The 26,979-nt window shown below is 72.5% G+C and carries 21 protein-coding genes; 12 read left to right on the plus strand and 9 right to left on the minus strand.

Annotated features, from left to right (window positions below):
* Entirely contained in the window at positions 1-1,947 is a 1,947-nt protein-coding gene (dxs, locus tag ACLJOK_RS24100) for a 1-deoxy-D-xylulose-5-phosphate synthase (RefSeq protein WP_410820884.1), read from the plus strand.
* 160 nt (positions 1,948-2,107) lie between these two features.
* Here the strand turns inward: dxs and ACLJOK_RS24105 are convergent, their stop codons facing one another.
* Positions 2,108-3,301, minus strand: a complete 1,194-nt coding sequence (locus ACLJOK_RS24105; RefSeq protein WP_410820885.1) for a hypothetical protein — start codon at positions 3,299-3,301, stop codon at positions 2,108-2,110.
* A 155-nt stretch (positions 3,302-3,456) separates the two neighbouring features.
* Between ACLJOK_RS24105 and ACLJOK_RS24110 the strand changes: the two genes are divergently transcribed.
* On the plus strand, positions 3,457-5,424 hold the full coding sequence (locus ACLJOK_RS24110) for a hypothetical protein (RefSeq protein WP_410820886.1): 1,968 nt from the start codon (positions 3,457-3,459) through the stop codon (positions 5,422-5,424).
* Positions 5,424-7,220 (plus strand): hypothetical protein, encoded by a 1,797-nt coding sequence (locus tag ACLJOK_RS24115; protein WP_410820887.1) that lies wholly within the window; start codon positions 5,424-5,426, stop codon positions 7,218-7,220. Before ACLJOK_RS24110 ends, ACLJOK_RS24115 begins: the two co-directional genes overlap by 1 nt.
* A 13-nt stretch (positions 7,221-7,233) precedes the next feature.
* Here ACLJOK_RS24115 and ACLJOK_RS24120 read toward each other — a convergent pair whose 3' ends face one another.
* Complete coding sequence (locus ACLJOK_RS24120; protein ID WP_410821580.1) at positions 7,234-9,105, minus strand: hypothetical protein; 1,872 nt, start codon at positions 9,103-9,105, stop codon at positions 7,234-7,236.
* Positions 9,106-9,229: 124 nt separating this feature from the next.
* On the opposite strand from ACLJOK_RS24120, the gene ACLJOK_RS24125 reads away from it, so the two are divergent.
* On the plus strand, positions 9,230-10,528 hold the full coding sequence (locus ACLJOK_RS24125) for a PQQ-binding-like beta-propeller repeat protein (RefSeq protein ID WP_410820888.1): 1,299 nt from the start codon (positions 9,230-9,232) through the stop codon (positions 10,526-10,528).
* Complete coding sequence (locus tag ACLJOK_RS24130) at positions 10,525-11,805, plus strand: PQQ-binding-like beta-propeller repeat protein (protein WP_410820889.1); 1,281 nt, start codon at positions 10,525-10,527, stop codon at positions 11,803-11,805. The genes ACLJOK_RS24125 and ACLJOK_RS24130 overlap by 4 nt, the downstream gene beginning before the upstream one ends.
* On the opposite strand, the gene ACLJOK_RS24135 is transcribed toward ACLJOK_RS24130, so the two are convergent.
* On the minus strand, positions 11,806-12,957 hold the full coding sequence (locus ACLJOK_RS24135) for a peptidase C39 family protein (protein ID WP_410820890.1): 1,152 nt from the start codon (positions 12,955-12,957) through the stop codon (positions 11,806-11,808).
* Positions 12,958-13,099: 142 nt separating this feature from the next.
* On the opposite strand from ACLJOK_RS24135, the gene ACLJOK_RS24140 reads away from it, so the two are divergent.
* From ACLJOK_RS24140 to ACLJOK_RS24155, 4 genes are all read left to right on the plus strand, one after another.
* On the plus strand, positions 13,100-13,768 hold the full coding sequence (locus ACLJOK_RS24140) for a response regulator transcription factor (RefSeq protein WP_088951539.1): 669 nt from the start codon (positions 13,100-13,102) through the stop codon (positions 13,766-13,768).
* Positions 13,765-14,940, plus strand: a complete 1,176-nt coding sequence (locus tag ACLJOK_RS24145; protein WP_410820891.1) for a sensor histidine kinase — start codon at positions 13,765-13,767, stop codon at positions 14,938-14,940. Before ACLJOK_RS24140 ends, ACLJOK_RS24145 begins: the two co-directional genes overlap by 4 nt.
* A gap of 161 nt (positions 14,941-15,101) precedes the next feature.
* Positions 15,102-15,506, plus strand: a complete 405-nt coding sequence (locus tag ACLJOK_RS24150) for a VOC family protein (RefSeq protein WP_410820892.1) — start codon at positions 15,102-15,104, stop codon at positions 15,504-15,506.
* A complete protein-coding gene (locus ACLJOK_RS24155) occupies positions 15,503-15,922 on the plus strand; it encodes a VOC family protein (RefSeq protein WP_410820893.1) in 420 nt (139 codons plus the stop codon). Before ACLJOK_RS24150 ends, ACLJOK_RS24155 begins: the two co-directional genes overlap by 4 nt.
* A gap of 65 nt (positions 15,923-15,987) precedes the next feature.
* Here ACLJOK_RS24155 and ACLJOK_RS24160 read toward each other — a convergent pair whose 3' ends face one another.
* The 5 genes from ACLJOK_RS24160 to ACLJOK_RS24180 all read right to left on the minus strand — a co-directional run bounded on the left by ACLJOK_RS24160 (position 15,988) and on the right by ACLJOK_RS24180 (position 22,417).
* Positions 15,988-16,839, minus strand: coding sequence for a hypothetical protein (locus ACLJOK_RS24160; RefSeq protein WP_410820894.1), 852 nt, complete (start codon positions 16,837-16,839; stop codon positions 15,988-15,990).
* A gap of 169 nt (positions 16,840-17,008) precedes the next feature.
* Positions 17,009-19,069 carry a 3-hydroxyacyl-CoA dehydrogenase NAD-binding domain-containing protein gene (locus ACLJOK_RS24165; RefSeq protein WP_410820895.1) on the minus strand — a complete coding sequence of 687 codons (2,061 nt, stop codon included), beginning with the start codon at positions 19,067-19,069 and terminating at the stop codon, positions 17,009-17,011.
* Positions 19,066-20,259, minus strand: a complete 1,194-nt coding sequence (locus ACLJOK_RS24170; RefSeq protein ID WP_410820896.1) for a thiolase family protein — start codon at positions 20,257-20,259, stop codon at positions 19,066-19,068. The genes ACLJOK_RS24165 and ACLJOK_RS24170 overlap by 4 nt, the downstream gene beginning before the upstream one ends.
* Positions 20,260-20,420: 161 nt before the next feature.
* Positions 20,421-21,749: a ribonuclease D gene (locus tag ACLJOK_RS24175; protein ID WP_410820897.1), complete on the minus strand. Its 1,329-nt coding sequence runs from the start codon at positions 21,747-21,749 to the stop codon at positions 20,421-20,423.
* 95 nt (positions 21,750-21,844) lie between these two features.
* Positions 21,845-22,417 carry a DUF3000 domain-containing protein gene (locus tag ACLJOK_RS24180; RefSeq protein WP_091400652.1) on the minus strand — a complete coding sequence of 191 codons (573 nt, stop codon included), beginning with the start codon at positions 22,415-22,417 and terminating at the stop codon, positions 21,845-21,847.
* Between the two features lie 149 nt (positions 22,418-22,566).
* Here ACLJOK_RS24180 and hemE point away from each other — a divergent pair, with 149 nt between their 5' ends.
* The 3 genes from hemE to hemQ are packed head-to-tail and all read left to right on the plus strand — an operon-like array spanning position 22,567 to position 25,778.
* Entirely contained in the window at positions 22,567-23,664 is a 1,098-nt protein-coding gene (hemE, locus tag ACLJOK_RS24185; RefSeq protein ID WP_410820898.1) for a uroporphyrinogen decarboxylase, read from the plus strand.
* Between the two features lie 6 nt (positions 23,665-23,670).
* Complete coding sequence (hemG, locus tag ACLJOK_RS24190; RefSeq protein ID WP_410820899.1) at positions 23,671-25,080, plus strand: protoporphyrinogen oxidase; 1,410 nt, start codon at positions 23,671-23,673, stop codon at positions 25,078-25,080.
* A complete protein-coding gene (gene hemQ, locus ACLJOK_RS24195) occupies positions 25,077-25,778 on the plus strand; it encodes a hydrogen peroxide-dependent heme synthase (protein WP_196921722.1) in 702 nt (233 codons plus the stop codon). The genes hemG and hemQ overlap by 4 nt, the downstream gene beginning before the upstream one ends.
* Before the next feature lie 51 nt (positions 25,779-25,829).
* Here hemQ and ACLJOK_RS24200 read toward each other — a convergent pair whose 3' ends face one another.
* Positions 25,830-26,912 (minus strand): lytic polysaccharide monooxygenase, encoded by a 1,083-nt coding sequence (locus ACLJOK_RS24200; RefSeq protein WP_410820900.1) that lies wholly within the window; start codon positions 26,910-26,912, stop codon positions 25,830-25,832.
* Between the last annotated feature and the right edge of the window lie 67 nt (positions 26,913-26,979).

The following is a 26,979-nucleotide window of genomic DNA, read 5'->3' on the forward strand; positions in this document are numbered from 1 at the left end:
ATGAGTGTTGAAGAGGACACGGCCAACCACGGCCGGCTGCTGGGGACGGTTCGCGGTCCGCAGGACGTCAAGCGGATGTCCGGCGAGGAACTGGACGTCCTCGCCGCCGAGATCCGGGACTTCCTGATCACCAAGGTCTCCCGTACCGGCGGGCACGTCGGGCCCAACCTCGGTGTGGTCGAGCTGACGCTCGCCATGCATCGCGTCTTCGACTCCCCCCGGGACCGGCTCCTGTTCGACACCGGCCACCAGGCGTACGTACACAAGATCCTTACCGGGCGTCAGGCCGGCTTCGACAAGCTCCGCCAGCGCGGTGGCCTCTCCGGCTACCCCAGCCAGGCAGAGAGCGAGCACGACCTCATCGAGAACTCGCACGCCTCCACCGCGCTGTCCTACGCCGACGGCCTCGCCAAGGCGTACGCCCTCCGGGGCGAGGCACGCAGCGTCGTGGCCGTTGTCGGTGACGGCGCGCTGACCGGCGGCATGTGCTGGGAGGCGCTGAACAACATCGCCACCGCCGGCAACTCCCTCGTGATCGTGGTCAACGACAACGGCCGGTCCTACTCGCCGACCATCGGCGGTCTGGCCGACCACCTCTCCTCGCTGCGGCTCAACCCCGGCTACGAGAAGGTCCTCGACACCGTCAAGGACGCCCTCGGCTCCACGCCGCTGGTCGGCAAGCCGATGTACGAGGTGCTGCACGCGGTCAAGAAGGGCATCAAGGACGCTGTCGCCCCGCAGGCCATGTTCGAGGACCTCGGCATCAAGTACGTGGGCCCGGTGGACGGGCACGACGTGACGGCGGTCGAGGCGGCGCTGCGCGCGGCCAAGAACTTCGGCGGCCCGGTCATCGTGCACGCCGTCACTCGCAAGGGCTACGGCTACCGTCCGGCCGAGGAGGACGAGGCGGACTGCCTGCACGGCCCCGGCAGCGCCTTCGACGTGGAGACCGGCGCCCTGCTGGCCGCCCCGTCGGTGAAGTGGACGCACGTCTTCGCCGACGAGCTGCTGGCCATCGCCGACGAGCGCCCGGACGTGGTGGGAATCACCGCCGCCATGGCCGAGCCGACCGGCATCGCCAAGCTGGCCCGCAAGTACCCCGAGCGGGTGTACGACGTGGGCATCGCCGAGCAGCACGCGGCCACCTCGGCCGCCGGGTTGGCGCTCGGTGGGCTACACCCGGTGGTCGCGGTCTACGCCACCTTCCTCAACCGTGCCTTCGACCAGGTCCTGCTGGACGTGGCGATGCACAAGCTGCCGGTGACCTTCGTGCTGGACCGGGCGGGCATCACCGGCCCGGACGGGCCGAGCCATTACGGCATCTGGGACATGTCGGTCTTCGGGGTGGTGCCGGGGCTGCGGATCGCCGCTCCCCGCGACGCCGCCACCCTGCGGGAGGAACTGCGCGAGGCGATGGCCGTCGACAACGGCCCGACAGTGGTGCGGTTCCCGACCGGTGCTGTCGCCGCGGACCTGCCGGCGCTGCGCCGGGTCGGCACTGTCGACGTGCTGGCCGAGTCCGCCCGTACCGACGTGCTGCTCGTCGCCGTCGGCTCCTTCGGCCAGTTGGGCATGGAGGTGGCCGCCCGAGTCGCCGAGCAGGGCTACGGGGTCACCGTCGTCGACCCTCGCTGGGTGCGTCCGGTCCCGGCGGAGCTGGTCGACCTGGCCGCCCGCCACCGGCTCGTGGTCAGCGTCGAGGACGGCGTCCGCGTCGGCGGGGTGGGCGACGCGCTCGCCCAGGCGATGCGCGACGCCGACGTCCGGGTGCCGCTCAAGGACCTGGGTGTGCCGGCCGAATGGCACCCGCACGGCACCCGCGCGCAGATCCTCGCCGACCTGGGCCTGACCGCTCAGGACGTGGCTCGCAACGTCACCGGCTGGATCTCCGGCCTGGACGCCGCCCCGGACCGCCTCACCGCCAGCGACGCGGCCGCACAGAACTGACGAGAACGAACAACGGCGGGCGTCCCGAGGGACGCCCGCCGTCGTCTAGCCCCGCCCACCCTCCCTCGTCGATCAAGGACTTATGGTGGGCGGTGAATGGTGGTTCGCGCCTTTTGCGAGGCACCACAACTCCATGATCGACCAAATCAAGGTGCGGGGGTCAGCGGGGGGAGATTGAGCGGTAGTGGGTCTTGTCGGTGTTGGCGAGGCTGTAGGTCTGGGAGCGGGACGGGGTGGGGATGACCGCCAGGCCGGGGCGCTCGACCAGCAGGGGAGTGCCCGGCGGGACGGACAGGGAGCTGTCCCGGGTGGGCCGCCAGCTCAGCACCACCAGCGGCTGACCGGGCACCGGCAGTTGGTACGCCTGCAACGGGGTGGCCCGGTCGGCGGGTGAGACGACGGGTGCGCTCCCGTCGGCCGGTCGGTAGATCACCGCCGTCATCGCTCCGGCGTCGGTGTCCCAGCTGAGCTGCTGCAACTCGGCCGGCTCGCCGCCGCCGAGGGCGACTTCGCCGAGCGAGCGCACGGTGAGCTTCGCCATCGGCCAGGACGTCGGCACCGAGCGTGGGGCGTCCCGGTCCCCGATCCGGCGCGGGATGCTGCCGAACGGGCCCCGGTCGCCGGACAGCACGCAGGTGTCCAGGCCGGTGAGCGCCCGCCGACCCGTGCCGGACTCGTCGCGGACCAGCGGATAGCGCGGGTCGACGGTGCCGGTGCCCAGGTCGAGCAGCCGGTCGGCGGCCCGCCCACGGGGCAGCGACTCCGTGGTCCGCAGGGTCGCGGTCACGCCGACGGCCGAGCAGGACGGCACGTCGACAGGTGCGCTGAGACCGTCCGCGATGGTCAGCGTCCGGTCCTGTGGCCCGAGGAGGCTCTGCACCCGGGCCGAGACCAGGTAACGCCGGCCGCCGGCCGTCTGCACCGGCAGCACGTCGGAGTAGACGAGGTAACCCGGATCGGTGTACTCGGTGGCGCGGGTCACCGCGTACCGGTCGCCGTCGCGGGTCAGTTGCAGCAGCCAGGACGCGCTTTCGCCGGGTACGTCGGCGGCCACCAGCGCCACCGGTGCGCCGTCGACCCGACCGGAGAAGAGGATGCCGGACGAGGGCAGGTGCGCGCGGTCGTCGGCCGGCGACCGCCAGCCCCGGACGGCCACGGTGACCGCTGCCGTCGCGGTGGCGTCCCCGGAGAGGTCACCGCGGGGCGGCCACACAGCGAGGGTGCCGTCCAGGCTGTCGTACCCGACCTGGAGGTTCTGGGGCTTCCGCTCGGCTACCGGGCCGCAGGCCGTGCCGGCCAGCAGCGCGCTCAGCAGGACGGGAAGCGCCCTGCCGTACCGACGGCCTGGAGTCACCTGGCCCGCCCCCGATCGCCTCGCCGTCGCTGTCGGAAAGCGCCATAGTACGAGATGTCCGGTGCGGAGCCTCAGCTGGCCGGCACTCGAACCACCACAATGGACACCACCGGGGGTTTAGGGCGTTTTGGTTGCTCCGGTAGACTCCGCCGACTGTGACGCCTGCCGAGTCCCGCGCCCTGCCCGCGCCGCACCCGGAGGCGGCAGCCGACTCCGCCGAGCTGGTGAGTTACCGCACACCGGCCGGCCTCTTCGCCGGCCCGCCCGCGCTGACGGCCCCCACCACAGAACCGGCCGGCCCCGAAGCGCCAACGGAGCCCGGAGCGCCGGCCGAGCCCGAAGCACCGGCGGAGAGCACGGTGCCGACGCGGGCGCGGTGGCGTCGGTGGACTCGGCGGCGGCAGCACCTGGCGGTGGGCGGGCTGTTCCTGCTCGCCGCACTATGGGTGACCAGCCGGATCTGGCTGGACCCGTCCGGCCGGGTGGCCTCGCTCTACACCGGTGACCCGGCGCAGGTGCAGTTCTTCCTCGCCCACTCGGTCCGCGTGGTGCTGCACGGCGAGTACCCGTTCTACACCGAGCAGTTCAACTACCCGGACGGCGTCAACCTGATGGCCAACACGGCCGTGCTGGCGCTGGGCATCCCGATGGTCCCGGTGACGCTGCTCTTCGGGCCGGCGGTCTCCTTCGTGGTGCTGGTCACGCTCGGCCTCGCCGGCACTGCCATGGCCTGGTACCTGATGCTCTCCCGCCACCTGGTGCGTACGCCGCTCGCGGCGGCGGTCGGCGGCTGGTTCTGCGGGTTCTCGCCCGCGATGCTCTCGCACGCCAGTTGGCACCCGAACATCATCAGCCAGTTCCTGCTGCCGTTCATCGTGTGGCGGGTGCTGGTGCTCACCCGCTCCGGAAAGCCGGTTCGGGACGGGGCCCTGCTCGCCCTGCTGGTCGCCGCGCAGGCATTCATCAACGAGGAGATCCTGCTCTTCACGGCGATGGCCTGCGGCGTCTTCCTGCTGGCGGTGCTCGCTCAGGAGCCGGCCCGGTGGCGGGCGGCGTGGCGACCCCTGGGCGTCGGCGTGGCGACCTGCGCGCTGCTGGCCGGGGCGCTGCTGGCGTACCCGCTGTACGTCCAGTTCGCCGGGCCGATGGCCTACCACGGGCTCAGTGACGCGGTGCAGGACTACGGCAACGACATCGCCGCCTTCTTCGCGCCCGGCTCGCCCACCCTCGGCGGCAACCAGCGGGCCAACATCAACCTGGCGCCGAACTACTCCGAGGAGAACGCCTTCTTCGGCTGGAGCCTGTCCATGCTGGCCATCGGCATCGTGGTCTGGCTTCGCCGGGAGCTGATCGTCCGGGCGCTCGCGGTGACCGGCCTGTTCTTCGCCGTGCTCTCCCTCGGCGAGCGGGTCTCCTGGTGGGACCGCGAGCTGATCACCGGGCCGTGGCAGTGGTTGGTCCACCTGCCGCTGCTGGACGCGGTGGTGCCGACCCGGTTCGGGCTGATCACCAGCGTGGTGGTGGGCCTTCTGCTCGCGCTCGCCGTCGAGCGGGCCTGGGCGCTGCGCCCGGCCGACCGCCGTACCGTCCACGTGCTCACCGCCGCGGGCCTGGCCTTCGCGCTGTTGCCGATCGCGCCGATGCCGCTGCGGATGGTCTCCCGGCCGCCGGTGCCGGACTTCATCACTGCGGACCGTTGGCGGGCGTACGTCGGGCCGGATCAGACGCTGGTGCCGATCCCGGTGCCCAGCATGGGCAACACGCACGGCATGCGCTGGGCGGCGACCACCAACCTCGACTTCAAGATCCCCGGCGGTTACTTCCTCGCGCCCCGCAACGGCAACACCGGTGACGCGGGCCGGTTCGGCGGTCGTCCCAGCGGGGTGGGCCAGATGCTGGAGGAGGTGGCGACCACCGGCCGTACGCCCAAGCTGGACGACCGGCAGCGTCGGCGCTTCACCGACGAACTGCGGCACTGGCGGGCGGCGATCCTGGTGCTGCCGGTGCGGCAGCAGAACGCCGAGCCACTGCGACGTACGGTCGAGGAGCTGGTCGGCCCGGGCCGCCAGGAGTTGGATGTCTGGGTCTGGGACGTCCGGACGCTCACCGACCGTTCGGTCTGATGACCACCGGGACGACGTCCCCGAACATTTCGCCCCCGGTGACGGTCGGCGCGTCCCGTCCGGCCTGGCTGCGGGACGCGCTGGTGGTGGCCGGCTATCTGGGCCTCGCCGTGCTGGTGACCAGCGGGCAGTGGGGCCGCCCGGGGCGGTTGTTCCACCAGGCCGGTGACCAGATCCTCTTCGAGTGGATGTTGGCCCACGCGGCGCATGCGGTGGTCGAGGGAAAGAACCCGCTCTTCAGCACCGCGTTGAACGCGCCCGACGGGGTCAACCTGATGGCGAACACCTCGGTGCTCGGCCTGGGTGTCCCGCTCACCCCGGTCACAGTGCTCTTCGGCTCGCAGGTGGCGTTCTGCGTGGCGGTCGTCTGCTGCCTCGCCGGGACCGCCGTCGCCTGGTACGTGCTGCTGCGCCGCCGGCTGGTCGGCACCCGGGCCGCGGCCGCGGTGGGTGGGCTGATCTGTGGCTTCGCCCCGGGCATGATCGCTCAGGCGGGCGCCCACCTGCACATCGCCGCCCAGTTCCTGGTGCCCGCGATCCTCGCCCTGGTGTTCCGGCCCGCCTCGGGGACGACGCGTCACGGGGTGTGGCGGCCCGGCGTCGGCCTGGGGCTGCTGCTCGTCTGGCAGGTCTTCATCGGCGAGGAGGTGCTGGTCTTCCTGGCGCTCGCGGCCGGGGTCTTCGCGCTGGGTTACGCGCTCGCCGACCGGGTGGCCGCACGGCGGCTCGCGCCGGCTCTCTTCGGCCGGCTGGCGGTGGCGGCCGGCGTGGCGGTGGTGCCGCTGGCGTACCCGCTGTGGTTCCAGTTCCACGGCCCGCAGCACTACTCCGGGATGGCGTTCGCCACGCAGGGCTTCCAACTGGACGTCGCCTCGTTCACCGCGTCGGCCCGGCAGACCGTGCTGGGCGACGACTGGCTGCCGGGGCTGCTCTCGCCGAACCCGACCGAGGAGAACTCGTTCTTCGGCCCGGGTCTGCTGGTGCTCGCCGTGGTGATCGTGATCTGGCAGTGGCGACGACCACTGGTTCGGGCACTGGCCGCCTGCGGCGTCGTCTTCGCCCTGCTTTCGCTCGGCGACGAGCTGCGGCTGGACGGTGAGGCCACCGGCATTCCGGGGCCGTACCGGCTGGTCGGCGGGCTGCCGTTGCTCGATCTCGCGGTGCCGGCCCGGTTCGCGCTGGTCTGCGTGCCGGTGCTGGGTGTGCTGGTCGCGCTGTCCCTGGACCGGGTGCGGGCCGCGCGCGGGCCGAACGTGGCGCCGGGTCTACCGGTGCGGCTGCTGTGGGCCGGAGCGGTCGCCGCCGCGTTGCTGCCCCTGATGCCGACGCCGATCCGCGTGGTGCCGGTCGCGCCGGTGCCGGCGTTCCTCGCCGCCGCTGGTTGGCGTCCGCTGGTGCCGCCCGGCCGGACGGTGGTCGCGGTACCCCCGGTCACCGGTGCCGGGCGCAGCCCGGTGATGCTCTGGTCCGCCCGTACCGGTCTGGCGTTCGCCGCGCCGGGCGGTTACTTCATCGGCCCCAGCGGCCCGGACGACCCGGCGGCCCGCTGGGGCGCGCCGGACCGGCCCACGTCGGTGCTGCTGCGGCAGGTGGCCGACACCGGGGCGGTGCCGGTGCTCACCGACGCCGACCGCCGCCGGGCCGTCGAGGACCTGCGGCACTGGCGGGCCGCCGTGGTCGTACTCGGGCAACTGGAGCACGGTGACCCGGTCCGCCGCACCGTCGACGACCTGCTCGGCCCGGGCCGGCCGGTCGACGGCGGATGGTTGTGGGACGTCCGGGACCGCGTCGGCTGAGCCGACCGACGGACTAACCCACCAGGGTGCGCACGTCCCAGACCCAGACGTCGTCGACCCGCTGCGGTGGCCCGATCAGGGCGGTGACCAGCTCACGGAGCACCGCCTCGCGGGGGTGCGCCCCGAGCACCACCACCGACGCCCGCCAGAACCGCAGGTCCTCGACGGCCTGGCGGCGGTTCTCGTCGGTCAGCGCCGGAACCGTGCCGCTGTCCATTGTGGAGTAGATGAGGGAGCTGGTCGGTCGGTTCGGCGCGCCGAAGACCCCCTCACCCAGCTCGTTCGGGCCGATGAAGTAGCCGCCCGGAACGGGGAACTCCTGCTCGGTCAGCGCACTCCACCGCAGCGTCGGCAGACCGTGCACGTTGCTCGGGATCGGCACCGGCACCAGGGTTCGACCCGCCGGCACGTACGGTCGCCAGCCGCCAGCGGTGATGAAGTGCGGCGGCGGGTCGATCTGCTGGGAGGGAAGCGGGCGGGGGAAGAGCGGCAGCACGGCGAGGGCGACCGCCGCGTACCCCACCGGGCGCAGCCACCGACGGCGCGACGCGACCGGCGCGGCGGGCTTTTCGTCGGACGTCGCCGGGGTGGCCTCGGCCACCCGCTGGGCCGGCACCCGCGGCCGGTCGGCCACCGGGCGCCCCTGGCGGTGCGCGGCGTCCCAGGTCAACGCGAGCAGTACGCCCACAGCGGCGGCGACCACCAGCGTCAACCGGGTCGGCATCATCATCTCGACCAGCGGCAGGTCGTCCGACACGTAGGACCAGGGTCCCTTCACGCCGGTCTCGACCCCGTTGAAACGCACCCACGGACCGATCGCGGCGACGCTGAACACCACGATGAGCACCGCGGCGATCCGGGCGGCCAGCGAGCGGCGTACGAGCAGTACCAGAGCCACCACCGAGAGCAGCACCAGCGGCCAACCGAACCAGGTGTTCTGCTCGGTCAGGCCGATCGTCTTCTCCACGGCCGGGTCACCGGCCCAGGTGTCCCTGGCGAAGGTGACGAAGGCGACCAGGTCCTCGCCCCAGTTGTGGAACACGCCGCCCTGCAGGCCCCGGTAGGACTGTGGGCCGTTGAACTGGAACCAGATCGGGTATGCGGTGAGCACCAGGGCCAGCCCGCCGGCGACGCCGAGTCCGGCCAGGAAAGTGCCGGCGGCGGCCCGAGTTGCCCGCGGCCGCTGCACGGCGTAGGCCAGCACGATGACCAGGCAGGCCAGCGCGGTGAGTAGCAGCATCTCCTCGTTGATGAAGATCTGGTACGCCACCAGCGCGCCGAGCACGAGACCGTTGCGTCGCCAACGGCCCGGCTCACCCAGGGTCAGCACCCGCACCACGATCAGCGGCAGCAGGAAGTTGGACACGAAGTTCGGTTGGCCGTTGGCGTGGTGGATGATTCCCGGCGCGAAGCCGAGGAACGCGCCGCCGACGAACGCCGCCGCCCGGGAGCGCACCAGGTGGCGGGAGAGCATCCAGTAGCCGGTGCCGGCGGTGGCCGCCAGCGCCGCGCCCAGGTAGAGCGCGTACATCACCTGGGGGCCGAGCAGCATGGTCAGCGGGGCCAGCGGCAGGGTCACGCCGAGCAGCGAGGTGTTGGCCATCATGTTCACCCCGTCCGGGGCGTTCTGACGGGCCGTGAACAGCGGGTTCTCCAGGTGCCGCACCGAGAACGCGCCGTGCGCGAACAGCCACTCGAACCAGCTGTGATCGGTGGGCAGGTGCGAGGAGACCCGGCCGTTGACGTCACCCCAGTAGTTGAGGCAGACGAAGACGCCCAGCAGCACATAGGCTCCGAGGGCCAACAGGTCGGCTCGAGCCGGACGGCGTCGAGGCCGCCGTGTCGACTCGGCCTCGGCCGGGTCGGCGTCGGTCACGGGTTTCAGCGAAGGGTCTACCACCGGCACAGCCACGACGCGCCATCGTACAGGCGGGGTTCCGTCGCTTTTGCCGGGCCGGTGCGCCGACGGTCGGTTTGCCGGACGGTGACCCGTCGGCCAGCCTTACCTGGTGACGGAAGGACGGTCGTTGTCGATCATCGAGCTGGGCGAGATTCGGGACGAGCCCACGTCGGCGCCTCCGGTTCGCCGCCCGCGCGCCGCCGGTCGCCGGCTGCGCAGCGCGACGGTGCTGTTGCTCAGCCTGGTGGTGCTTTCCGGTGCGACGCCGCCACCGCAGCGAGCGGTGAGCGTGGTGCCGGCGTCGAGAACGGCCACCGCCTACCTGGCCGGGGACGGCGTCTTCGTTGTCGATCCGCCTACTCCCGACGGGGCCCGGTACCTGACCGCGTACGCCCAGCCGGCACCGACCGGCGCCGGGGTGCGGCGGCGGTGGCAGGCGCCGCTGGCCCGCACCGGTGACTACCTCGACGTCCGGGTCGAGCAGGGGTTGGTGCTGGCGATGGCGGTCAACGCCCCGAACAGGCTGTTCCAGACCACCGCCTTCGACGCCGCGACGGGCCGGCAACGCTGGCAGCATCCCGGTGCCCCCCAGCCGACAACCGGCGGTGGCCTGCTGGTGACCGACGGCCGGGAGGACGGGTCGGGCGCGATGAGCGGGGTCGAGCCCGACACCGGCCGAATGCTCTGGTCGGTGCCGATCCCGCCGGCCGCCAGCCCCACCTACCACCTCACCCCCGAGGGTCAGGTCGACCGGTTCGTGCTCCTGCAACCGACCGGCGAGGTGCAGGTGTACGACGCCGGCGCCGGCCAGCTGCTGCGCAGCATCGACACGCTGACCGGTGACCGGTCGGCGTACCAGCGGGTGCAGGTCGTCGACGACCTGCTGCTGCTCGTCCCGCCGGGCAGCACCCGGCTGGTGAGCTTCGGGCTGGCCGAGTTGGAGCCACGGTGGACGGCGGAGGTGACGCTGGTGTCGCATGTGCTCGAGTGCGGCGGTCTGCTCTGCGCGGTACCGCAGACCGGTGGCCTTCAGGTGCTCGACCCGGCCACCGGCGCGGTGCGGTGGTCGGAACCGGGTCAGGACAACCTGGCCGACGTCCGGTACGGCCGGCTGCTGATGGCCAGGCCCGGCCAGGGGTACACGGTGCGGGACGCGGCCACCGGGCAGGTACGGACCGAACTGGGCGCGTGGAGCCTGCTGCCGGTGCTCCGGGCGGACGACCCGCTGGTCGGTGTGCGGCGGGGCGACGACGGTCGGATGGTCGTCGCCGAACTGGACCTGGCCGCCGGCCTACCGCGGATCGTGGACGTGCTGCCGGGCATCGCCGGCAGCTGCCAGGCGTCCCTGCCGGTCCTGCTCTGCCAACGCCTCGACGGCACTACTGCTCTGTGGAGGTTGACGCGGTGACCGACTCGGTGATCGACCTCGGCGAGCTGCGGCACGATCCGGACCCGGACCCGCAGGCCCGCCCACCTCGCGCTCACGGTCGCCCGCTGCGCTGCGCGCTGGTCGTGGTGCTCGCGCTGGTCACGCTCGCCGCCTCCGCCGTCGCACCACCCCGGCGAGCCCCGGTGACGCTCCCGGCCCGGCCCGGGTCCGACGTCATGATCGATGGTGACCTTCTCCTGGTCGTCGAGCAGACGAACCCGACGCGGCAGGGGCGGCTGGCCGCGTATCGGCTGCCCGGTGGCGAGCCGGTCTGGCAGGCGCCGCTGTCGGCCGAGGCCCGGTACTGGGGAATCACTCCGCTGGCCGGGATGCTGATGGCCACCGGTTACGAGATCGGCCCGGAGGGTCGGGACACACTCACCATCGCACTGGACCGGGCGACCGGGGCGTACCGGTGGCAGCAGCCGGGCACCGCCTCCCCGCTGACCGACGGTAACCTGCTGCTGCGCAGCGGCGGCGATTCCTTACCGTCCAGTCTGCGGGCGGTCGATCCGTGCTGCGGCACCGTGCGCTGGCAGCTCTCCGGCATCAGCGCCGACGTGTTCGTGCGGGGGGACGAGCTCGGGGTGGACCGGGTGGTGCTCAACCAGTTGAAGGGCCCGGCAGAGGTACGCGACGCGATCACCGGCGCGGTGCTGGCGCGCGCCGACCTGCGTCCGCCCGACGGTGGTCCGATCAGCGTGGACCTGACAAAGGACCTGCTGCTGGCCATCGACAGAGGCTCAGGCACTGTCACCGCGTACGAGCTGGACCAGCTCGAGCCCCGCTGGACCCGCGCCAGGGTGCACATCGATTTCGCGCTGGACTGCGGCCCCGTCCTGTGTGTGCGCACCGGCAACAACGAACTACAGGCGCTCGACCCGGCAACCGGGGAGGTGCGCTGGCGCAGCAGCCAGTGGGGGTGGGCCTGGCCGGCCGACGGCCGGCTGATGGCCAACCTCAGCGGTGTCGGTCCGTTGGAGCAGTACCTCGTGCTCGATGCGCTGACCGGCCGGCAGTTGGCCGACCTGGGCCGGTGGGAGCTGTACCAACTCGGTGCCGGCGGCCGGCTGGTCGGCATACGCCGGCATCCCGACGGAGGGGTGATCGTCGGCGAGTTGGACATCGCCGCCGGAAAGGTGCGCATCGTGGACGTGCTGCCCGATGCCACCGGGGAGTGTCAGGCGATCACCGGCTACCTGGTGTGCAGTGACACCCCGGCCGGCTCGTACCAGCTCTGGAAACTGACCGACTGATCACCAGTTCGCCTGGGCGGGCGGCGGGGGCAGCGGCACCGACGCGGGTCGCAGCACGTACGCCACCCCGCCGCTGCCGCGTTGCCAGACCGCCTCGAACCCCTGCCGGGGCACTGTGCGACGGACCGCGTCGTCGTCCGGGGCGTACGGGTCGTTGAGCACCGGGTCGCCGTCAGCGGTGAAGCCGACAAGCACCATCAGGTGCCCTCCGGTGTCGTACCCGAGCCCCGGCACCTCATCGGCCCGGAACGCGGCGGAGACGATCAGGGGGATGCCGGCGGCGACGAACGCCTCCGCCTCGACCAGCGACCGCAGCCGGGTGACGAACGCGTCCACCCCGTGCAGACCGGCGTACGCGGTGTTGAACGGCCAGTTGCCGGCCCCGGCGTACGCGTGGTCGTAGCAGTGCCGGGCGGCGTGCACCACCACCGGACGCGGCCCGGACGGCTCCACCCAGGCGTAGCGGTCCGGAGTCGGCTCGGCGCCCCAGTAGGCGAGCACCATCGAGGTGCAGGTGGGGCTGCACCAGGAGTCGCCCCCACCACCCCATTGCGGGTACTGGCCGGCGTGCAGACGCTGCGAGTAGCGGGGCACGTCCAGCACCCGGCCCCGGGCAGCGGACGAGGCGGGCTCCCACGCGTACACCTGATCAGCGGTCGTGGGCCCGGTGGCGACCGCACCGATGCTGCGCAGCACCGGGCCGCTCGGGCTGCCGGCGGGCCGACACAAGGTCACCCGCGCCTGCCAACCGGTGACCGTCGCTCCGGTCACGATCAGGGTGTCGGTGTCGACCCGGGCGGCACTGTCGCGCTGTCCGGGCAGCGAGGTGCGCCGTACCGTCTGGTCGCCGGCGGCCCAGCGGGCCAGCCGGTACCAGTCGGTGCTGGGCTTGTCGTCGTGCCAGCCGCGCAGGTCGACCTCGATCCAGCAGCCGTCCGGGGTGTCGGCCGTCCAGGACGGCACCACCTCGGCGACGGCGAAGCCGACAGGTACCGGCGGCGACGTCCAGGTGCCCCGCAGGGCGACGCCGTCGAGGGCGAGCCCCGGACCGCTGGCGAGCAGGCCGTCGCCGCTGCCGCTGGTCGTGTCGGCCGGCAGGTGGAAACCCCGGTAGGCGATGTCTCGCCGGGTGGGTGGTGCCGCAGTGGTCATGCCAGGTCCGTCCGTCGCTCGATACCGCCGGCCAGCATCGCGTACGCCGCGGTGGCCCGCAACGCCGGCCGGCGCGGACGGCGAGGGACGATGGTTGCCGGCCGGCACTAGGTTGTCGGTGGTCAGCAGCGAGGAGGCCGGGATGCGGGTACTGGTGGTCGAGGACGAGCGCAACCTCGCCGACGCGATCGCACGAGGGTTGCGCAAGCGGGGGATGGCTGTCGACGTGGCGTACGACGGCGACGCCGGACACGAGGCGGCGTTCGTCACCCGGTACGACGTGGTGGTGCTCGACCGCGACCTGCCGGGTGTGCACGGCGACCAGATCTGCGCCGACCTGGCTGCCTCCGGCGCGTTGACCCGGGTGCTGATGCTCACCGCCAGCGGCACAGTCGCCGACCGGGTGGAGGGGTTGCAGCTCGGAGCGGACGACTATCTGCCCAAACCGTTCGCCTTCGACGAGCTGGTCGCCCGGGTGCAGGCGCTGGGCCGGCGGGCCACCCCGGCCGCGCCGCCGGTGCTCGAACTGGCCGACCTGGTGCTCGACCCGGCCCGCCGGGTGGCCACCCGCGCCGGGGTGCCGGTGGACCTCACCAACAAGGAGTTCGGGGTGCTCAGCGAACTGCTCAAGGCGCGTGGCGCTGTGGTCTCCAGCGAGGAGCTGCTGGAACGGGTCTGGGACGCGAACACCGACCCGTTCACCACCATCGTCCGGGTCACCGTGATGACGCTACGCAAGAAGCTCGGTGACCCGCCGTTGATCGAGACGGTGGTCGGTGCGGGCTACCGCACCGCCGAGGTGGGCGCATGAGCCGGCGGCTGCGACCCACCCTGCGGCTGCGGCTGACACTGCTCAACGGGGTGCTGCTGATCGGGGCCGGGGCGATCCTGGTGTTGCTGGCCTGGCTGCTGGTCCGCGACGCGTTGCGACCCACCGACGAGTTGGTGCCCGGCACGATCGTGCTGCTCTCCGACGGCCGGCAGATGGACGCCGCCCAGTGGCAGCGGCAGTTGGTCGATGCCGCCTCCGGGGAGCTGCTGGCCAAGGGCCTGGTCGCGCTGTTGGCGATCAGCGTGGTCGGGGTGGCCGGCGCGTACGCGGTGGCCGGTCGGGCGCTGCGCCCACTGCACCAGGTCACGGCGACCGCCCAGCGGCTCGGTGAGGCGACCCTGGACCAGCGGATCGGCTACTCGGGCGCCGACGACGAGGTGGCCGAGCTGGCCAAGACGTTCGACGCCATGCTGGACCGGATCGCGTCCGCGTTCGAAGCCCAGAAGCGTTTCGTGGCGAACGCCTCGCACGAGCTGCGTACCCCGCTCGCGGTGATGCGCACGGAGATCGACGTGACGCTCAGCGACGACGACGCGGACGCCGCCGAGTACCGACGGATGGCGACGGTGGTCCGCGACGCCTCCGAGCGGGCCAACGGCCTGGTGGACGCGCTGCTGGTACTGGCCCGCAGCGAGGCGCAGACCGGTCGGCAGCTGGGCCGGCGGACCGAGTGTGACCTCGCCGCGGGCACCGTGAACGCGCTGTCGGCAATGCGCCGCGAGGTGGAACGGATCGGCCTGCGGGTGCAGACGTCGCTGGAGTCCGCGCCGGTCGTCGGTGACCCGGGGTTGCTCGACCGGCTGGCCGGAAACCTGATCGAGAACGCGGTCCGCTACAACCACCTGCACGGCCGGCTCTGGGTGCGTACCGGCACCGACGGTGAGCGGTCCTGGCTGGTGGTGGGGAACACCGGTTTCGAGGTGGACCAGGCCGACGTACCGGGGTTGTTCGAGCCGTTCCGCCGTGGTGGCCGGGAACGCACCGGCGCTCGTGGCTCCGGCCTGGGGCTGTCCATCGTCCGGGCGGTCTGCAACGCGCACGGCGGCGCCGTACGGGTGGTCGCGCAGCCCGGCGGCGGCCTGGAGGTGACGGTCACCCTGCCGTCGGCGGACGCTCCAGCGGTGCCCGGATCGGTGGTGCCCGCCGGCTGATCGGGGTTGCGCGCCCCGCTCGGCCGGTGGCAAGATCGCCGGGTCAGCTCGGAGTGAAGGGGGGTGCGTCGATGTCCATCAGTCAGGGCTCCGCACCCCGGGTCTTCGCAGGCTGACCCCCGGCGGCGGAGCGTCCCCATCCGAAGGTAGAGGGACCACCCGTGTATCCACGGATCCGCAACATCAGTTTCGACTGCCACGACACGTACACCCTGGCCGGCTTCTGGTCGGCGGTGCTCGGCTACGCCCGGCTCCCGGAGGACGTTCCGGGTGACCCGGAAGCTGCCCTGCTGCCGCCGGACGGTGCCACGCCGAACATGTTCTTCCAAGCGGTGCCCGAGGACAAGGTGACCAAGAACCGGGTCCACATCTGCCTGGAACCGGTCGACCGGACCCGCGACGAGGAAGTCGAGCGGGTGCTCGGCCTCGGCGCCACCATGGTCACCGACCGGCGGCGCACCGACGGGACGGGCTGGGCGGTTCTCGCCGACCCGGAGGGGAACGAGTTCTGCGTGCTCCGCAGCGCCGGGGAGCGGGCCGACACCACAGTGGAGGACCAAGCATGAGTTCGACGATCCACAACATCAGCATCGACTGTCACGACACGTACGCACTCGCCGGCTTCTGGGCACAGGTCTTCGACTGCCCCCGGCAGCCCGACGACTTCCCCGGCGACCCGGAGGCGATGCTCCTGCCGCCGGGTGGCCCGGAGGTGCTGTTCATCGCGGTGCCCGAGGGCAAGACGGTGAAGAACCGGCTGCACCTTGATCTGCAACCCGCTGATCGGACCCGGGCCGAGGAGGTCGAGCGACTGCTCGGCATCGGCGCGACGCTCGTCGCCGACCATGTCGGACCGACCGGCGGTGGCTGGGTGCTGCTCGCCGACCCGGAGGGCAACGAGTTCTGCGTGCTCGGCAACGCCGCCCAGCGGGCGGCCGCGGCAGCGGCGCGGGCCGCCGCAGCGGTTGCCGAACCGGCCTGACCCGTCGACGTACGGCACGGGGCCCCGGCCACCCTCGGGTGGCCGGGGCCCCGGTCGCGTACGGATCAGGACTGCTGCTCGACCTGGCCCCGGATCGTGGTGAACTCAGCCTTCGCCTGGTCGGCGGACTTGAAGTACATCACCACCATGCCCAGGCTGCCCCGGTCGGCCCAGACGCAGATGCCCAGCGGCACGGTCTCGGCCTTGCCGTCGCCGCAGCGCGCCTCGCCGCCGAGCGGGCCGGCGTCGACCGCCGTCATCTTGTCCACGGTCAGCTGCTTGGACAGGCCGTCCACATAGGCGTCGAGCTCCTTCTTCGGGTCCGACAGCAGCCCGGACACGCCCGTGATCATGACGAGGTCCTGCTTGGCCGGGTCGCCGTAGAAGGCGGCGACAGTGCTCGTCTCGTTCCCCGCCGCCGTCTTCATCCCGCTGACCGCCTGGTCGGCGGCCGATTGGAGCTCCGGGGTGGTGAGCTTCGGCCGGCCGGCGAGGGTGGTCGGCGCGGTCACCCGGGTCTTGCTGGCGTCCACGACGGCGCCCACGTCGTCCTTGACGACGAACCAGGTGATCGCCACGCCGCCGAGGCAGAGCACCAGCACCACTGCCAACACGATCAGCACGATCTTGCCGACGCTCGACTTCTTCGCCGGGGGCGGGCCGCCGGCCAGGTTCGGGTCACCGTACGGCTGGGCGGGCGGGAAGCCCTGCTGCGCGGACGGGAAGCCCTGCTGCGCGGACGGGAAGCCCTGCTGCGCGGACGGGAAGCCCTGCTGCGCGGGCGGGAAGCCACCGGGCTGCTGCGGCTGCCCCTGCTGCTGCGGCGGCGGCCAGCCGCCAGGCTGCTGGCCCGGCTGCTGCGACGGGTCGGGGGAATCGTGCGGCGGGCCGTAGGGATTGGCCGGCGGCTGGGACATCAGTCAGCTCCAAGATGGGGGTGCAAAACGCGTGATCCTAACCCGGCGAGGAGCCCGCCGTTGTCCCTGCGGAATCCGCAACCGGCGATCGTCTGATCACAAACGGTCGCGGTGGCCGGCCCGTCCACCGGGGACGGTCCGACCACCGCGATGGTGGTGCTGCTATTCCTCAGGCCGGCAGGCTCGCCGCGCCGGGCGGCAGGAACCGCTGGCCGGTGACCCGCTCGGAGGTGCCGGTCCGGTCCAGGTACGGCGTGACGCCGCCCAGGTGGAACGGCCAGCCGGCGCCCAGGATCATGCACAGGTCGATGTCCTGCGCCTCGGCGACCACACCCTCGTCCAGCATCAGCCGGATCTCCTGCGCGAGCGCGTCGAGCGCGTTCTGGCGTACCTGCTCGGCGGTCAACGGCTGGTCACCCACCACCAGCAGCTTGGCGACCTCCTCGTTGACCTGGTCGTCGACCACGATCGGCTGGCCCGAGTCGGCGATCCGCTTGAGGTTCTCGCTGACGCCGAACCGGTCCGGGTACGCGGCGTGCAGGGTGCCGCCCACGTGGTACGCGACGGCCGGCCCGACCAACTGGAGCAGGGCCAGCGGGCGCATCGGCAGGCCCAGCGGGTCCAGTGCGCTGTTCGCCACGTCCAGCGGGGTGCCGGCGTCGACGGCGGCGAAGACGGTGCCCAGGAAGCGGGTGAGCAGCCGGTTCACCACGAACGCCGGAGCGTCCTTGACCAGCACGCTCGACTTCTTGAGCTGCTTGCCGACCGCGAACGCGGTCGCCAGGGTGACGTCGTCGGTGCGCTCGCCCCGGACGATCTCCAGCAGCGGCAGCACCGCCACCGGGTTGAAGAAGTGGAAGCCGACCACCCGCTCCGGGTGCTCCAACTCGGCGGCCATCTCGGTGATCGACAGCGAGCTGGTGTTGGTGGCGAGCACCGCCTCCGGAGAGACGATCTTCTCCAACTCGGCCCAGACCTGCTTCTTGACGCTCAGGTCCTCGAAGACCGCCTCGATGACGAAGTCCGCGTCCGCGAACGCGCTCTTGTCGACAGTGCCGCTGACCAGGCCGTACAGCTTGGCGGCGGTGCCCTTGTCCATCCGGCCCTTGATGACGGCCTTCTCGATCTGGGTGTGCACGTAGCCGACGCCCTTGTCCACCCGGGACTGGTCGAGGTCGGTCATCACCACCGGCACCTGGAGGCGGCGGGCGAACAGCAGCGCCAGCTGGCTGGCCATCAGACCCGCGCCGACGATGCCGACCTTGGTGATCGTGCGGGCCAGGCCCTTGTCCGGTGCGCCGGCCGGGCGCTTGGCCCGCCGCTGCACCAGGTCGAACGCGTACAGGCCGCTGCGCAGCTCCTCGGAGAAGACCAGGTCCGCGAGGGCCTCGTCCTCGGCGGCGGTGCCGGCGGCGAAGTCGCCGTCCTTCGCCGTCTCCAGCAGGTCGAGCGCCTTGTACGCGGCCGGGACCGCGCCGTGCAGCCGCTGGTTCAGCGTCTCCCGGGCGAAGTAGAGCACGCCCGCCCACATGTCCTTGTCGACCTCGGGCCGGGTCACTGTGACCTGACCCCGGACCACGCCGGCAGCCCACTCCAGGGACCGCTCCAGGAAGTCCGCCGGCTCCAACAGGATGTCCGCGATGCCCAGCTCGGCTGCCTGCTTCGGCTTGAGCATCTTGTTCTGCATCAGCGGGTTCTGGATGATCACCTGGGTCGCGGCGGGGATGCCGATCAGGTTCGGCAGCAGCTGGGTGCCGCCCCAGCCGGGCACCAGACCGAGGGAGACCTCGGGCAGCGCGAGGGCCGCCGCGCCGCCGGAGAGCGTCCGGTAGTGGCAGTGCAGGGCCAACTCCAGGCCACCGCCCATGGCCGCGCCGTTGACGAAGGCGAAGGTGGGGACGGTGCTGTCCTTCAACCGGGCGAAGACCCGGTGGCCGAGCCGGCCGATCTCCAGCGCCTGCGCGCGGTCGGCGAGCTGTGGCAGACCCACGATGTCCGCGCCCACACAGAAGATGTACGGCTTGCCGGTGACCGCGATGAACGCCGGGTCGGCGGCGAGCGCGGCCGTGATCGCCTCGTCCAGGCTGGCCAGCCCACCCGGGCCGAAGGTGTTCGGCTTGGTGTGGTCGAAGCCGTTGTCCAGCGTGATCAGGGCGGCGGGCCGGTCCAGCCCCGGCACGTTCACCTGACGCAGCAGCGCCCGGGTGACGACCTCGTTCGGTGCCTTCACTTGTCGCCCTCCCAGTGCGGGTTCTCCCAGATGACCGTGCCGCCCATGCCGATGCCGATGCACATCGCCGTGACGCCGTAACGCACCTCGGGGTGCTCGGCGAACTGGCGGGCCAGCTGCGTCATCAGCCGCACGCCGGAGGAGGCCAGCGGGTGACCGATCGCGATCGCGCCGCCCCACGGGTTGACCCGCGCGTCGTCGTCGGCGATGCCGAAGTGGTCGAGGAAGGCGAGCACCTGCACGGCGAACGCCTCGTTCAGCTCGAACAGGCCGATGTCGTCGATGCTGAGCCCGGCGAGGCGCAGCGCCTTCTCTGTCGACGGGATCGGGCCGACGCCCATCACCTCCGGCTCGACTCCGACGAAGCCGAACGACACCAGCCGCATGGCGACCGGCAGGCCCAGTTCGCGGGCGGTGGCCTCGTCGGCCAGCAGGCTCGCGGTGGCGCCGTCGTTCAGGCCGGCCGCGTTGCCCGCGGTGACCTTGCCGTGCGGGCGGAACGGGGTCTTCAGGGTGCCCAGCTTCTCCAGCGAGGTGTCCCGCGGGGCCTCGTCCACTGTGGCCAGACCCCAGCCGCCCTCCGCGTCGCGGATCGACATCGGCACCAGGTCGTCCTGGAGCTTGCCGTTGGCGTACGCCTTGGCGGTCTTCTGCTGCGAGGCGAGCGCGAACGCGTCGGTGCGAGCCTTGGTGATGTGCGGGACCAGGTCGTGCAGGTTCTCCGCGGTGGAGCCCATCACCAGCGCGGACGGGTCGACCAGCTTCTCAGCGATGATGCGCGGGTTGGGGTCGACGCCCTCACCCATCGGGTGGCGGCCCATGTGCTCGACGCCTCCGGCGATGGCGATGTCGTACGCGCCCATGGCGATGCCGCTGGCCACTGTGGTGACAGCGGTCATCGCACCCGCGCACATCCGGTCGATGGCGAAGCCGGGAACGGTCTTGGGCAGCCCCGCCAGCAGGGCGGCGGTGCGGCCGATGGTGAGGCCCTGGTCGCCGATCTGGGTGGTGGCCGCGATGGCGACCTCCTCGACCCGCTCCGGCGGCAGCTGCGGGTTGCGACGCATCAGTTCCCGGATGCAGCGGATCACCAGGTCGTCGGCGCGGGTGTTGGCGTACATGCCACCCGCCTTGCCGAACGGGGTACGGACGCCGTCGACGAAGACGACGTCGCGAACTTCACGGGGCACTTGAGCCTCCTATTCGACCGTGATTCGGCCTTCGCGCCGGGCGGCACGCCGGACCGGAACAAGGGTCGCCGACACGGGCACGTTTCCCTCGGATGCTACTCGCCAGTAACCAACCCCGTCCCCACCCCCGGCTGTGGCCCACCCCACACCCGGGGGTCGGGTCAGGCGGCCGAGGCCGCCGGAGCCAGGGCTTCGGTCAGGTTGGGGGTGAGGAGGCCGATCTGCCACTCGCGGGCGTTGAGGCCGCGCAGGGTCTCCGCTACCGACTCCTCGGTGATCTCTCCCGGCGGTGTCCAGGCCAGGCGACGGACCGAATCCGGAGTGATCAGGTTTTCCGGCGGAAGGTTGTGCTCGCCAGCGATGCGGATCACGACCTCCCTGCAGCGGGCCAGCCGACCGGCCGCCACCGGGTCCCGTTCGGCCCACCGGTGCGGCGGGGGCGGACCCTCCACGGCCGGCGAGACCGGCAGGGAATCCTCCGGCAGCTGCCGGGCGTCGTCGAGCGCGGCGAGCCAGGTGCGGGCCAGCCGACGGACCGACCGACCACCGAAGCCGGGCAGGGTCAGCAGGGTCTTCTCGTCCTTCGGGTCCAGCTCGGCCGCGGCGATGATCGCCGAGTCGGGCAACACCCGACCGGGAGCGGCGTCCCGCCGGGAGGCGATCTGGTCCCGGGCGTACCACATCGAGCGGACCCGGGCCTGGGCCCGCGCCCCCCGCAGCCGGTGGATGCCCGAGGTACGCCGCCACGGCTCCGCCCGGACCCGCGGTGGACGCGCCCCGGTGCGGACCAGCGCCGCGAACTCCTCCGCGGCCCAGGCCGACTTGCCCTGCCGGGTCAACTCGGCGTCCAGCGCGTCGCGCAGGTCGGTGAGCAGCTCCACGTCGAGGGCGGCGTACGTCAACCACGACTCGGGCAGCGGTCGGCTCGACCAGTCCGCCGCCGAGTGGTGCTTCTCGAGGGTGAACCCGAGCAGCTGCTCGGTGAGCGCGGCCAGCCCGACGCGTTCGAAGCCGGCCAGCCGAGCCGCCAACTCGGTGTCGAACAGTCGGCGCGGGCGCAGCCCCACCTCGGCCAGGCAGGGCAGATCCTGGCTGGCCGCGTGGAGGACCCACTCGGCCTCGCCGATCACCGCGTCCAGCGCGCTGAGGTCGGGCAGGGGCAGTGGGTCGATCAGCGCCGTGCCCGCACCTGCTCGGCGCAGTTGCACCAGGTACGCGCGTTGGCTGTAGCGGTAGCCGGAAGCACGCTCGGCGTCCAGGGCGACCGGGCCGGTGCCCGCCGCGAAGCGGGCCACGACCTCGGCAAGCTCGGCCGGGGCGGCCACCGGATCGGGGGTGCCGTCACGCGGGGCGATCAGCGGAACGGGCCCACCGTCGGCCGGGTCGGCCCCCGCGTCCGCCGGCTGCGGCTGGGCCGACGGCGGGTGCTGGAGTGCGTTTCCCGGAAGTTCTTCGGTGGGCCGACGGCGCAGGGGTGGTTCGTCGGTCACCTGACAACCCTAGTGCGCGCGGAGATCCGGCGGGTGCAGCCGGTCCGGCGTGTGTCGATCAGGTGTCCGCAAAGTGTCCTCCCGAGGGCCGAACGTCAGGCTGCGCCGGCCGGGCGGCGGTCGGAGAGGGCGGTGACGCCGGGTGGGGGAAGACCGGCGGTGGAGGCGAGCAACGCGCACCAGCCGAGCAGGTGTGGGGTCAGGTCGTCGTCGATCGGCGTCCAGGACGCGCGGATCTCGATGTCACCGATGGTCGGTGGCCCGGCGAGATCGCCGAACCGGGTCGACATGGTCTGCGTCACCGTTCCGCCGATCGCCCGGTGGCCGGCGTCCTGGGCGTCCAACGCGTCGGTCAGCCACGTCCAGCCGACCCCGGGCAGCAGCGGGTCGGCGGCCAGATCGACCTCCAACTCGGCGGTCACGTAGGTGACCAGCCGCAGGGTGCCCTGCCACGCCTCGTGCCCGACCGGGTTGTGCAGCAGGATCAGCCGGCCGGTCGCCACCTCGTCGTCGTCGCGCAGAACTGTGGCGGCGAGCGCGAACGCGTACGGGGCCAGCCGCTGGGGAGCGCCGACCTCCTCCAGGGTGATCTCCGGCCGGGGGGCGGCCGACCGCAGCCCGGCGACCGCTCGGGCGAACGTCTCCGGGAGCGCGATCGGGGGGGCCATGTCGGCAGCCTATGCCGACGCCCGCCCCCCGCTTCGACGGCGCGCCGACGCTCACCGAGGGGCCCTCGCTTCGACTCCGAGGTAAGGAACGGTGCCCTTCCTCTCACCCCCACCCGGTTGGGGGTGGCGGGCGTGGCACGATTGCGGCGATGACCACGGACACCACGGGCACTGTCGCCCGAGACGGAGATTCCCGCCCCGGCGGACCGGCCGACTCGCCCTTCATCCGGGCCTGCCGACGTCGGCCCGTCCCGCACACCCCGGTCTGGTTCATGCGCCAGGCCGGCCGCTCCCTGCCGGAGTACCGGGAGATCCGGGCGAGCGTGCCGATGCTGGAGTCCTGCCGGCGCCCGGAGCTGGTCACCGAGATCACCCTCCAGCCGGTGCGCCGCCACGGCGTGGACGCGGCGATCCTGTTCAGCGACATCGTGGTGCCCGTCGCCGCGGCCGGGATCGACCTGGACATCGTGCCGGGCACCGGCCCGGTCGTCGCCGAGCCGATCCGCACCGCCGCCGACGTGGAGCGGATCCGCCTGATCACCCGCGACGACGTCTCGTACGTGGACGAGGCCGTCCGGCAGTTGGTGGTCGAGCTGGGCGACACCCCGCTGATCGGCTTCGCCGGTGCGCCGTTCACGCTGGCCAGCTACTTGGTCGAGGGCGGTCCGTCGCGCACCCACGCGAAGACCAAGGCCCTGATGTACGGCGACCCCGAGCTGTGGCACGCGCTCTGCGCCCGGCTGGCCGATGTGACGCTGGCCTTCCTGCGGGTGCAGATCGAGGCCGGAGTCTCCGCCGTGCAGCTGTTCGACTCGTGGGCCGGCGCGCTCTCCGAGGCCGACTACCGCCGTTTCGTGTTGCCGCACTCGACCGCCGTGCTGAGCGGGCTGGTGGACGCCGGGGTGCCCCGGATCCACTTCGGGGTGGGCACCGCCGAGCTGCTCGGCGCGATGGGCGAGGCCGGGGCGGACGTGGTCGGCGTCGACTGGCGTACGCCGCTGGACGTGGCCACCGGCCGAATCGGCGCGGACAAGGCGGTGCAGGGCAACCTGGACCCGTGTGTGCTGCTCGCGCCGTGGCCGGTCGTGGAGGCTGAGGTACGCCGCATCCTGGAGCAGGGCCGGGCGGCCCCCGGGCACGTGTTCAACCTCGGCCACGGGGTGATGCCGGAGACCGACCCGGAGGTGCTGACCCGGGTGGTCGCGCTGGTGCACGAGCTGTCCAGCCGCCGGGCCGACCAGGGCTGACCGGGAATGCGGCAGCCCTGGCGGGTGGCGGTGGTCGGCGGCGGGATCGCCGGGCTGGCCGCCGCGGTCCGCCTGCGCGACCGCGCACCGGCCGGCACCGAGATCACTGTGTACGAGCAGTCCGGCGCGCTGGGCGGAAAGCTGCGCACCGGGGAGCTGGCTGGTCAGCCGGTGGAGTTCGGCGCTGAGTCGTTCCTGATGCGCGACCCGACCGGCGCCGAGAGCGCGGCGGTGGCGTTGGCCCGCCGGCTCGGGCTGGCCGAGAAGATCGTGCACCCCACTGTGGGGCAGGCCGCGCTGGTCATCGACGGAGGGCTGCGCCCCATCCCGGGCGGCACCCTGGTGGGCGTACCCGGGGATCTGGAGCGGGTGGCCACTGTCGCCCGCCCGGCCGCGGACGCCGACACCGACGGCGGTCGGCCGCTGGTCGGGCCGGACGCGGACGTCTCGGTGGGCGCGCTGGTCCGGTCCCGCTTCGGCAACGAGGTGGTCGAGCGACTGGTCGACCCGATGCTGGGCGGCGTGTACGCGGGCCGAGCCGACGATCTCTCCCTGGTCACGACGATGCCGGCGCTGGCCCGGGCGGCCCGGGTGGAGCACACCCTGGTCGGCGCGGTCCGGGCCGCGCAGGCCGCCGCGCCGCGTGCGCCCGGCGCCCCGGTCTTCGGCACCCTCGCCGGTGGGCTGAGCACCCTGGTCGAGGCGGCGGTGACGGCCAGCGGCGCGACGGTACGACGGGACGCCGCAGTGCGCGAGCTGACGCCGACCGGCACCGGTTGGCGGCTCACCGTCGGCCCGACCCGCGACCCCGAGTTGGTGGACGTGGACGCCGTGGTGCTGGCGGTGCCGGCGCGACCGGCGGCGCGGCTGCTCGCCGGCCCCGCGCCGGCGGTGGCGGTGGACGTCGGCGTGCTGGACTACGCGAGCGTCGCCCTGGTCACCATGGTGTTGCCGCAGCCGCGACTGCCCGAGCTGTCCGGCTTCCTGGTGCCGAGCACCGAGGGCCTGCTGATCAAGGCGGCGACCTTCTTCACCACCAAGTGGGGGCACCTGCGCAGGCCGGACGGGTTGGCCCTGGTGCGCGCCTCGGTGGGCCGGTACGGCGAGGAGGCGCACCTTCAGCGCCCCGACGCGGACCTGGCGGCCACCGTGCACCGGGAACTGTCGGCGGTGCTCGGCACCCCGCTGCCCGCCCCGGTCGACGGGCACGTGCAGCGGTGGGGCGGTGCGCTACCGCAGTACGCGCCGGGGCACGCCGACCGGCTCGCGGCCGCGCGGACGGCGCTGCGGGCCGCACACCCCACACTGGTCCTCGCCGGCGCCGGCTACGACGGCGTCGGCATCCCGGTCTGCGTCCGCTCCGGCGAGACGGCGGCCGAAGAGATCATCACAGCACTGGGAGGATCGGCGAGATGACCGAGCAGACCAACGCAGCCCGGTTGCGGGAGCTGAACGACAGCATCCGCTACACCATGTGGTCGGTGTTCCGGGCCAGCTCCCCGCTGCCCTCGCTGCGGGACAACGTCACCGGCGAGGTGGTGTCGCTCTTCGACGAGCTGGCCGGCAAGGACGTGGTGGTCCGGGGCGTGTACGACGTCTCCGGGCTGCGCGCCGACGCGGACGTCATGATCTGGTGGCACTCCGCGTCCCCCGACGCGCTCCAGGACGCGTACCTGCGGTTCCGCCGCACCACGCTGGGTCGGGCGCTGACACCGGTGTGGTCGCAGATGGCGCTGCACCGCCCGGCGGAGTTCAACAAGAGCCACATCCCGGCGTTCCTTGCCGGCGAGGAGGCCCGCCCCTACATCTGCGTGTACCCGTTCGTCCGCTCCTACGAGTGGTACCTGCTGCCCGACGCCGAGCGGCGCGAGATGCTGGCCGAGCACGGCAAGATGGCCCGCGGCTACCCGGACGTGCGGGCCAACACTGTCGCCTCGTTCGCGCTCGGCGACTACGAGTGGATGCTCGCCTTCGAGGCCGACGAACTGCACCGGATCGTCGACCTGATGCGGGACCTGCGCGCCTCCGGCGCCCGCCGGCACGTCCGCGAAGAGGTCCCGTTCTACACCGGCCGCCGCCGCTCGGTAGCCGAGATAGTCAACTGCCTGGTCTGACGCCCGCCGGCCGGCGCCGCACCCCCGCCCGGGTGCGGCGCCGGACGGGGATCAGCTGGTCGTCGTACAGGAGACCAGCGGAACCGGGTTGCTGCCGTTCCACGAGCCGAGGAAACCGAACGTGGTGCTCGCTCCGGCGGCAAGGGTGCCGTTGTGGTTGGCGTTACGTGCGGTGACCAGCGTGCCGTTGGTGCCGACCGTCGCGTTCCACGACGAGGTGACCTGCTGGCCGTTGTTGTAGTTCCAGCTCACCGACCAGCCCTTGGTCGGTGAACCGCCGGCGGTCACCTTCACCTCGGCCTGGAAGCCACCGGACCACTGACCGGTCACCTGGTACGTCGCCGTGCAGGCACCGGCCGGCGGCGGGGTGGTCGGCGGGGGCGTGGTGGGCGGCGGGGTCGTCGGCGGGGGAGTGGTCGGCGGGGTGGTCGATCCGCCGCCGAAGTCGACGTCGCTGCACAGGTAGTACGACTGGTCCAGGTGGCTGGCCTGCCAGACGGTGTAGACGATGTGTCGCCCGGTGCGTCCCGGCGCGCTGACCGGGATCTGGATCGAGACACCACCGGTGTCCGGGTCCCACTGGGAGGCCGGGGTGTTACCGATCTGGCCGGCCAACTCCAGGTTGCCCCAGCCGAGCGGTTGGGTGGTGGAGTTGAAGCCCTGCTTGGTCACGTACACCCGGATGTAGTCGGCACCGTGGCTGGCCTGGTCGAAGAAGCGGAGCCGGAAGTTGTTCGACACCGCTGTGGTCTTCCAGGCGCCGACGGTGTCCAGCGCGTTGTAGCGGGGGCTCTGGGTGCGTCCGCCGCTGCACAGCTGACCGTCGGGGACGGCGGCCTGGTGGTTGCCCCCCACTCCCTCGCGGAACAGGCCGTTCCAGTTCCACATGGCGGCCGGGTCGGCCTGCCAGGCCTGCCAGCACATCGGGTCTTCGGTGGCCATCCGAGGGTTCTGGAAGTCGCCGCCCCAGCGTTGCCAGCAGCTGTAGTTACGCGAGGCCGGGTCGACGACCGAACCATGCGCCGAAGCGGGCTTGGGCAGCATGGTGGTCAGTGCGGTCGTCAACAGGAGCGTGATGGTCGCCGCGATGGCGAACAGCCAGAGCACGCGTCGTGGTCGGGTGGGAGTGAACATGGAGCCCCCGGGGGGATGAGGTCGGACGTCGACACCCGGATCGCCGGGAGTTGCCCACTCCCGTGCC

Origin of the sequence: Micromonospora sp. 050-3 (assembly GCF_046549335.1) — a bacterium.
In the GTDB taxonomy this organism is placed as follows: domain Bacteria; phylum Actinomycetota; class Actinomycetes; order Mycobacteriales; family Micromonosporaceae; genus Micromonospora; species Micromonospora trifolii.

Excerpts from the sequence above, each read along its gene's own strand:
- ACLJOK_RS24145 (WP_410820891.1), top strand. The coding sequence starts at position 13,765 with ATGAGCCGGCGGCTGCGACCCACCCTGCGGCTGCGGCTGACACTGCTC.
- ACLJOK_RS24115 (WP_410820887.1), top strand. The coding sequence starts at position 5,424 with ATGACCACCGGGACGACGTCCCCGAACATTTCGCCCCCGGTGACGGTC.
- hemG (WP_410820899.1), top strand. The coding sequence starts at position 23,671 with ATGCGGCAGCCCTGGCGGGTGGCGGTGGTCGGCGGCGGGATCGCCGGG.
- ACLJOK_RS24200 (WP_410820900.1), bottom strand. The coding sequence starts at position 26,912 with ATGTTCACTCCCACCCGACCACGACGCGTGCTCTGGCTGTTCGCCATC.
- hemQ (WP_196921722.1), top strand. The coding sequence starts at position 25,077 with ATGACCGAGCAGACCAACGCAGCCCGGTTGCGGGAGCTGAACGACAGC.
- ACLJOK_RS24155 (WP_410820893.1), top strand. The coding sequence starts at position 15,503 with ATGAGTTCGACGATCCACAACATCAGCATCGACTGTCACGACACGTAC.
- ACLJOK_RS24160 (WP_410820894.1), bottom strand. The coding sequence starts at position 16,839 with ATGTCCCAGCCGCCGGCCAATCCCTACGGCCCGCCGCACGATTCCCCC.
- dxs (WP_410820884.1), top strand. The coding sequence starts at position 1 with ATGAGTGTTGAAGAGGACACGGCCAACCACGGCCGGCTGCTGGGGACG.
- ACLJOK_RS24140 (WP_088951539.1), top strand. The coding sequence starts at position 13,100 with ATGCGGGTACTGGTGGTCGAGGACGAGCGCAACCTCGCCGACGCGATC.
- ACLJOK_RS24135 (WP_410820890.1), bottom strand. The coding sequence starts at position 12,957 with ATGACCACTGCGGCACCACCCACCCGGCGAGACATCGCCTACCGGGGT.
- hemE (WP_410820898.1), top strand. The coding sequence starts at position 22,567 with ATGACCACGGACACCACGGGCACTGTCGCCCGAGACGGAGATTCCCGC.
- ACLJOK_RS24180 (WP_091400652.1), bottom strand. The coding sequence starts at position 22,417 with ATGGCCCCCCCGATCGCGCTCCCGGAGACGTTCGCCCGAGCGGTCGCC.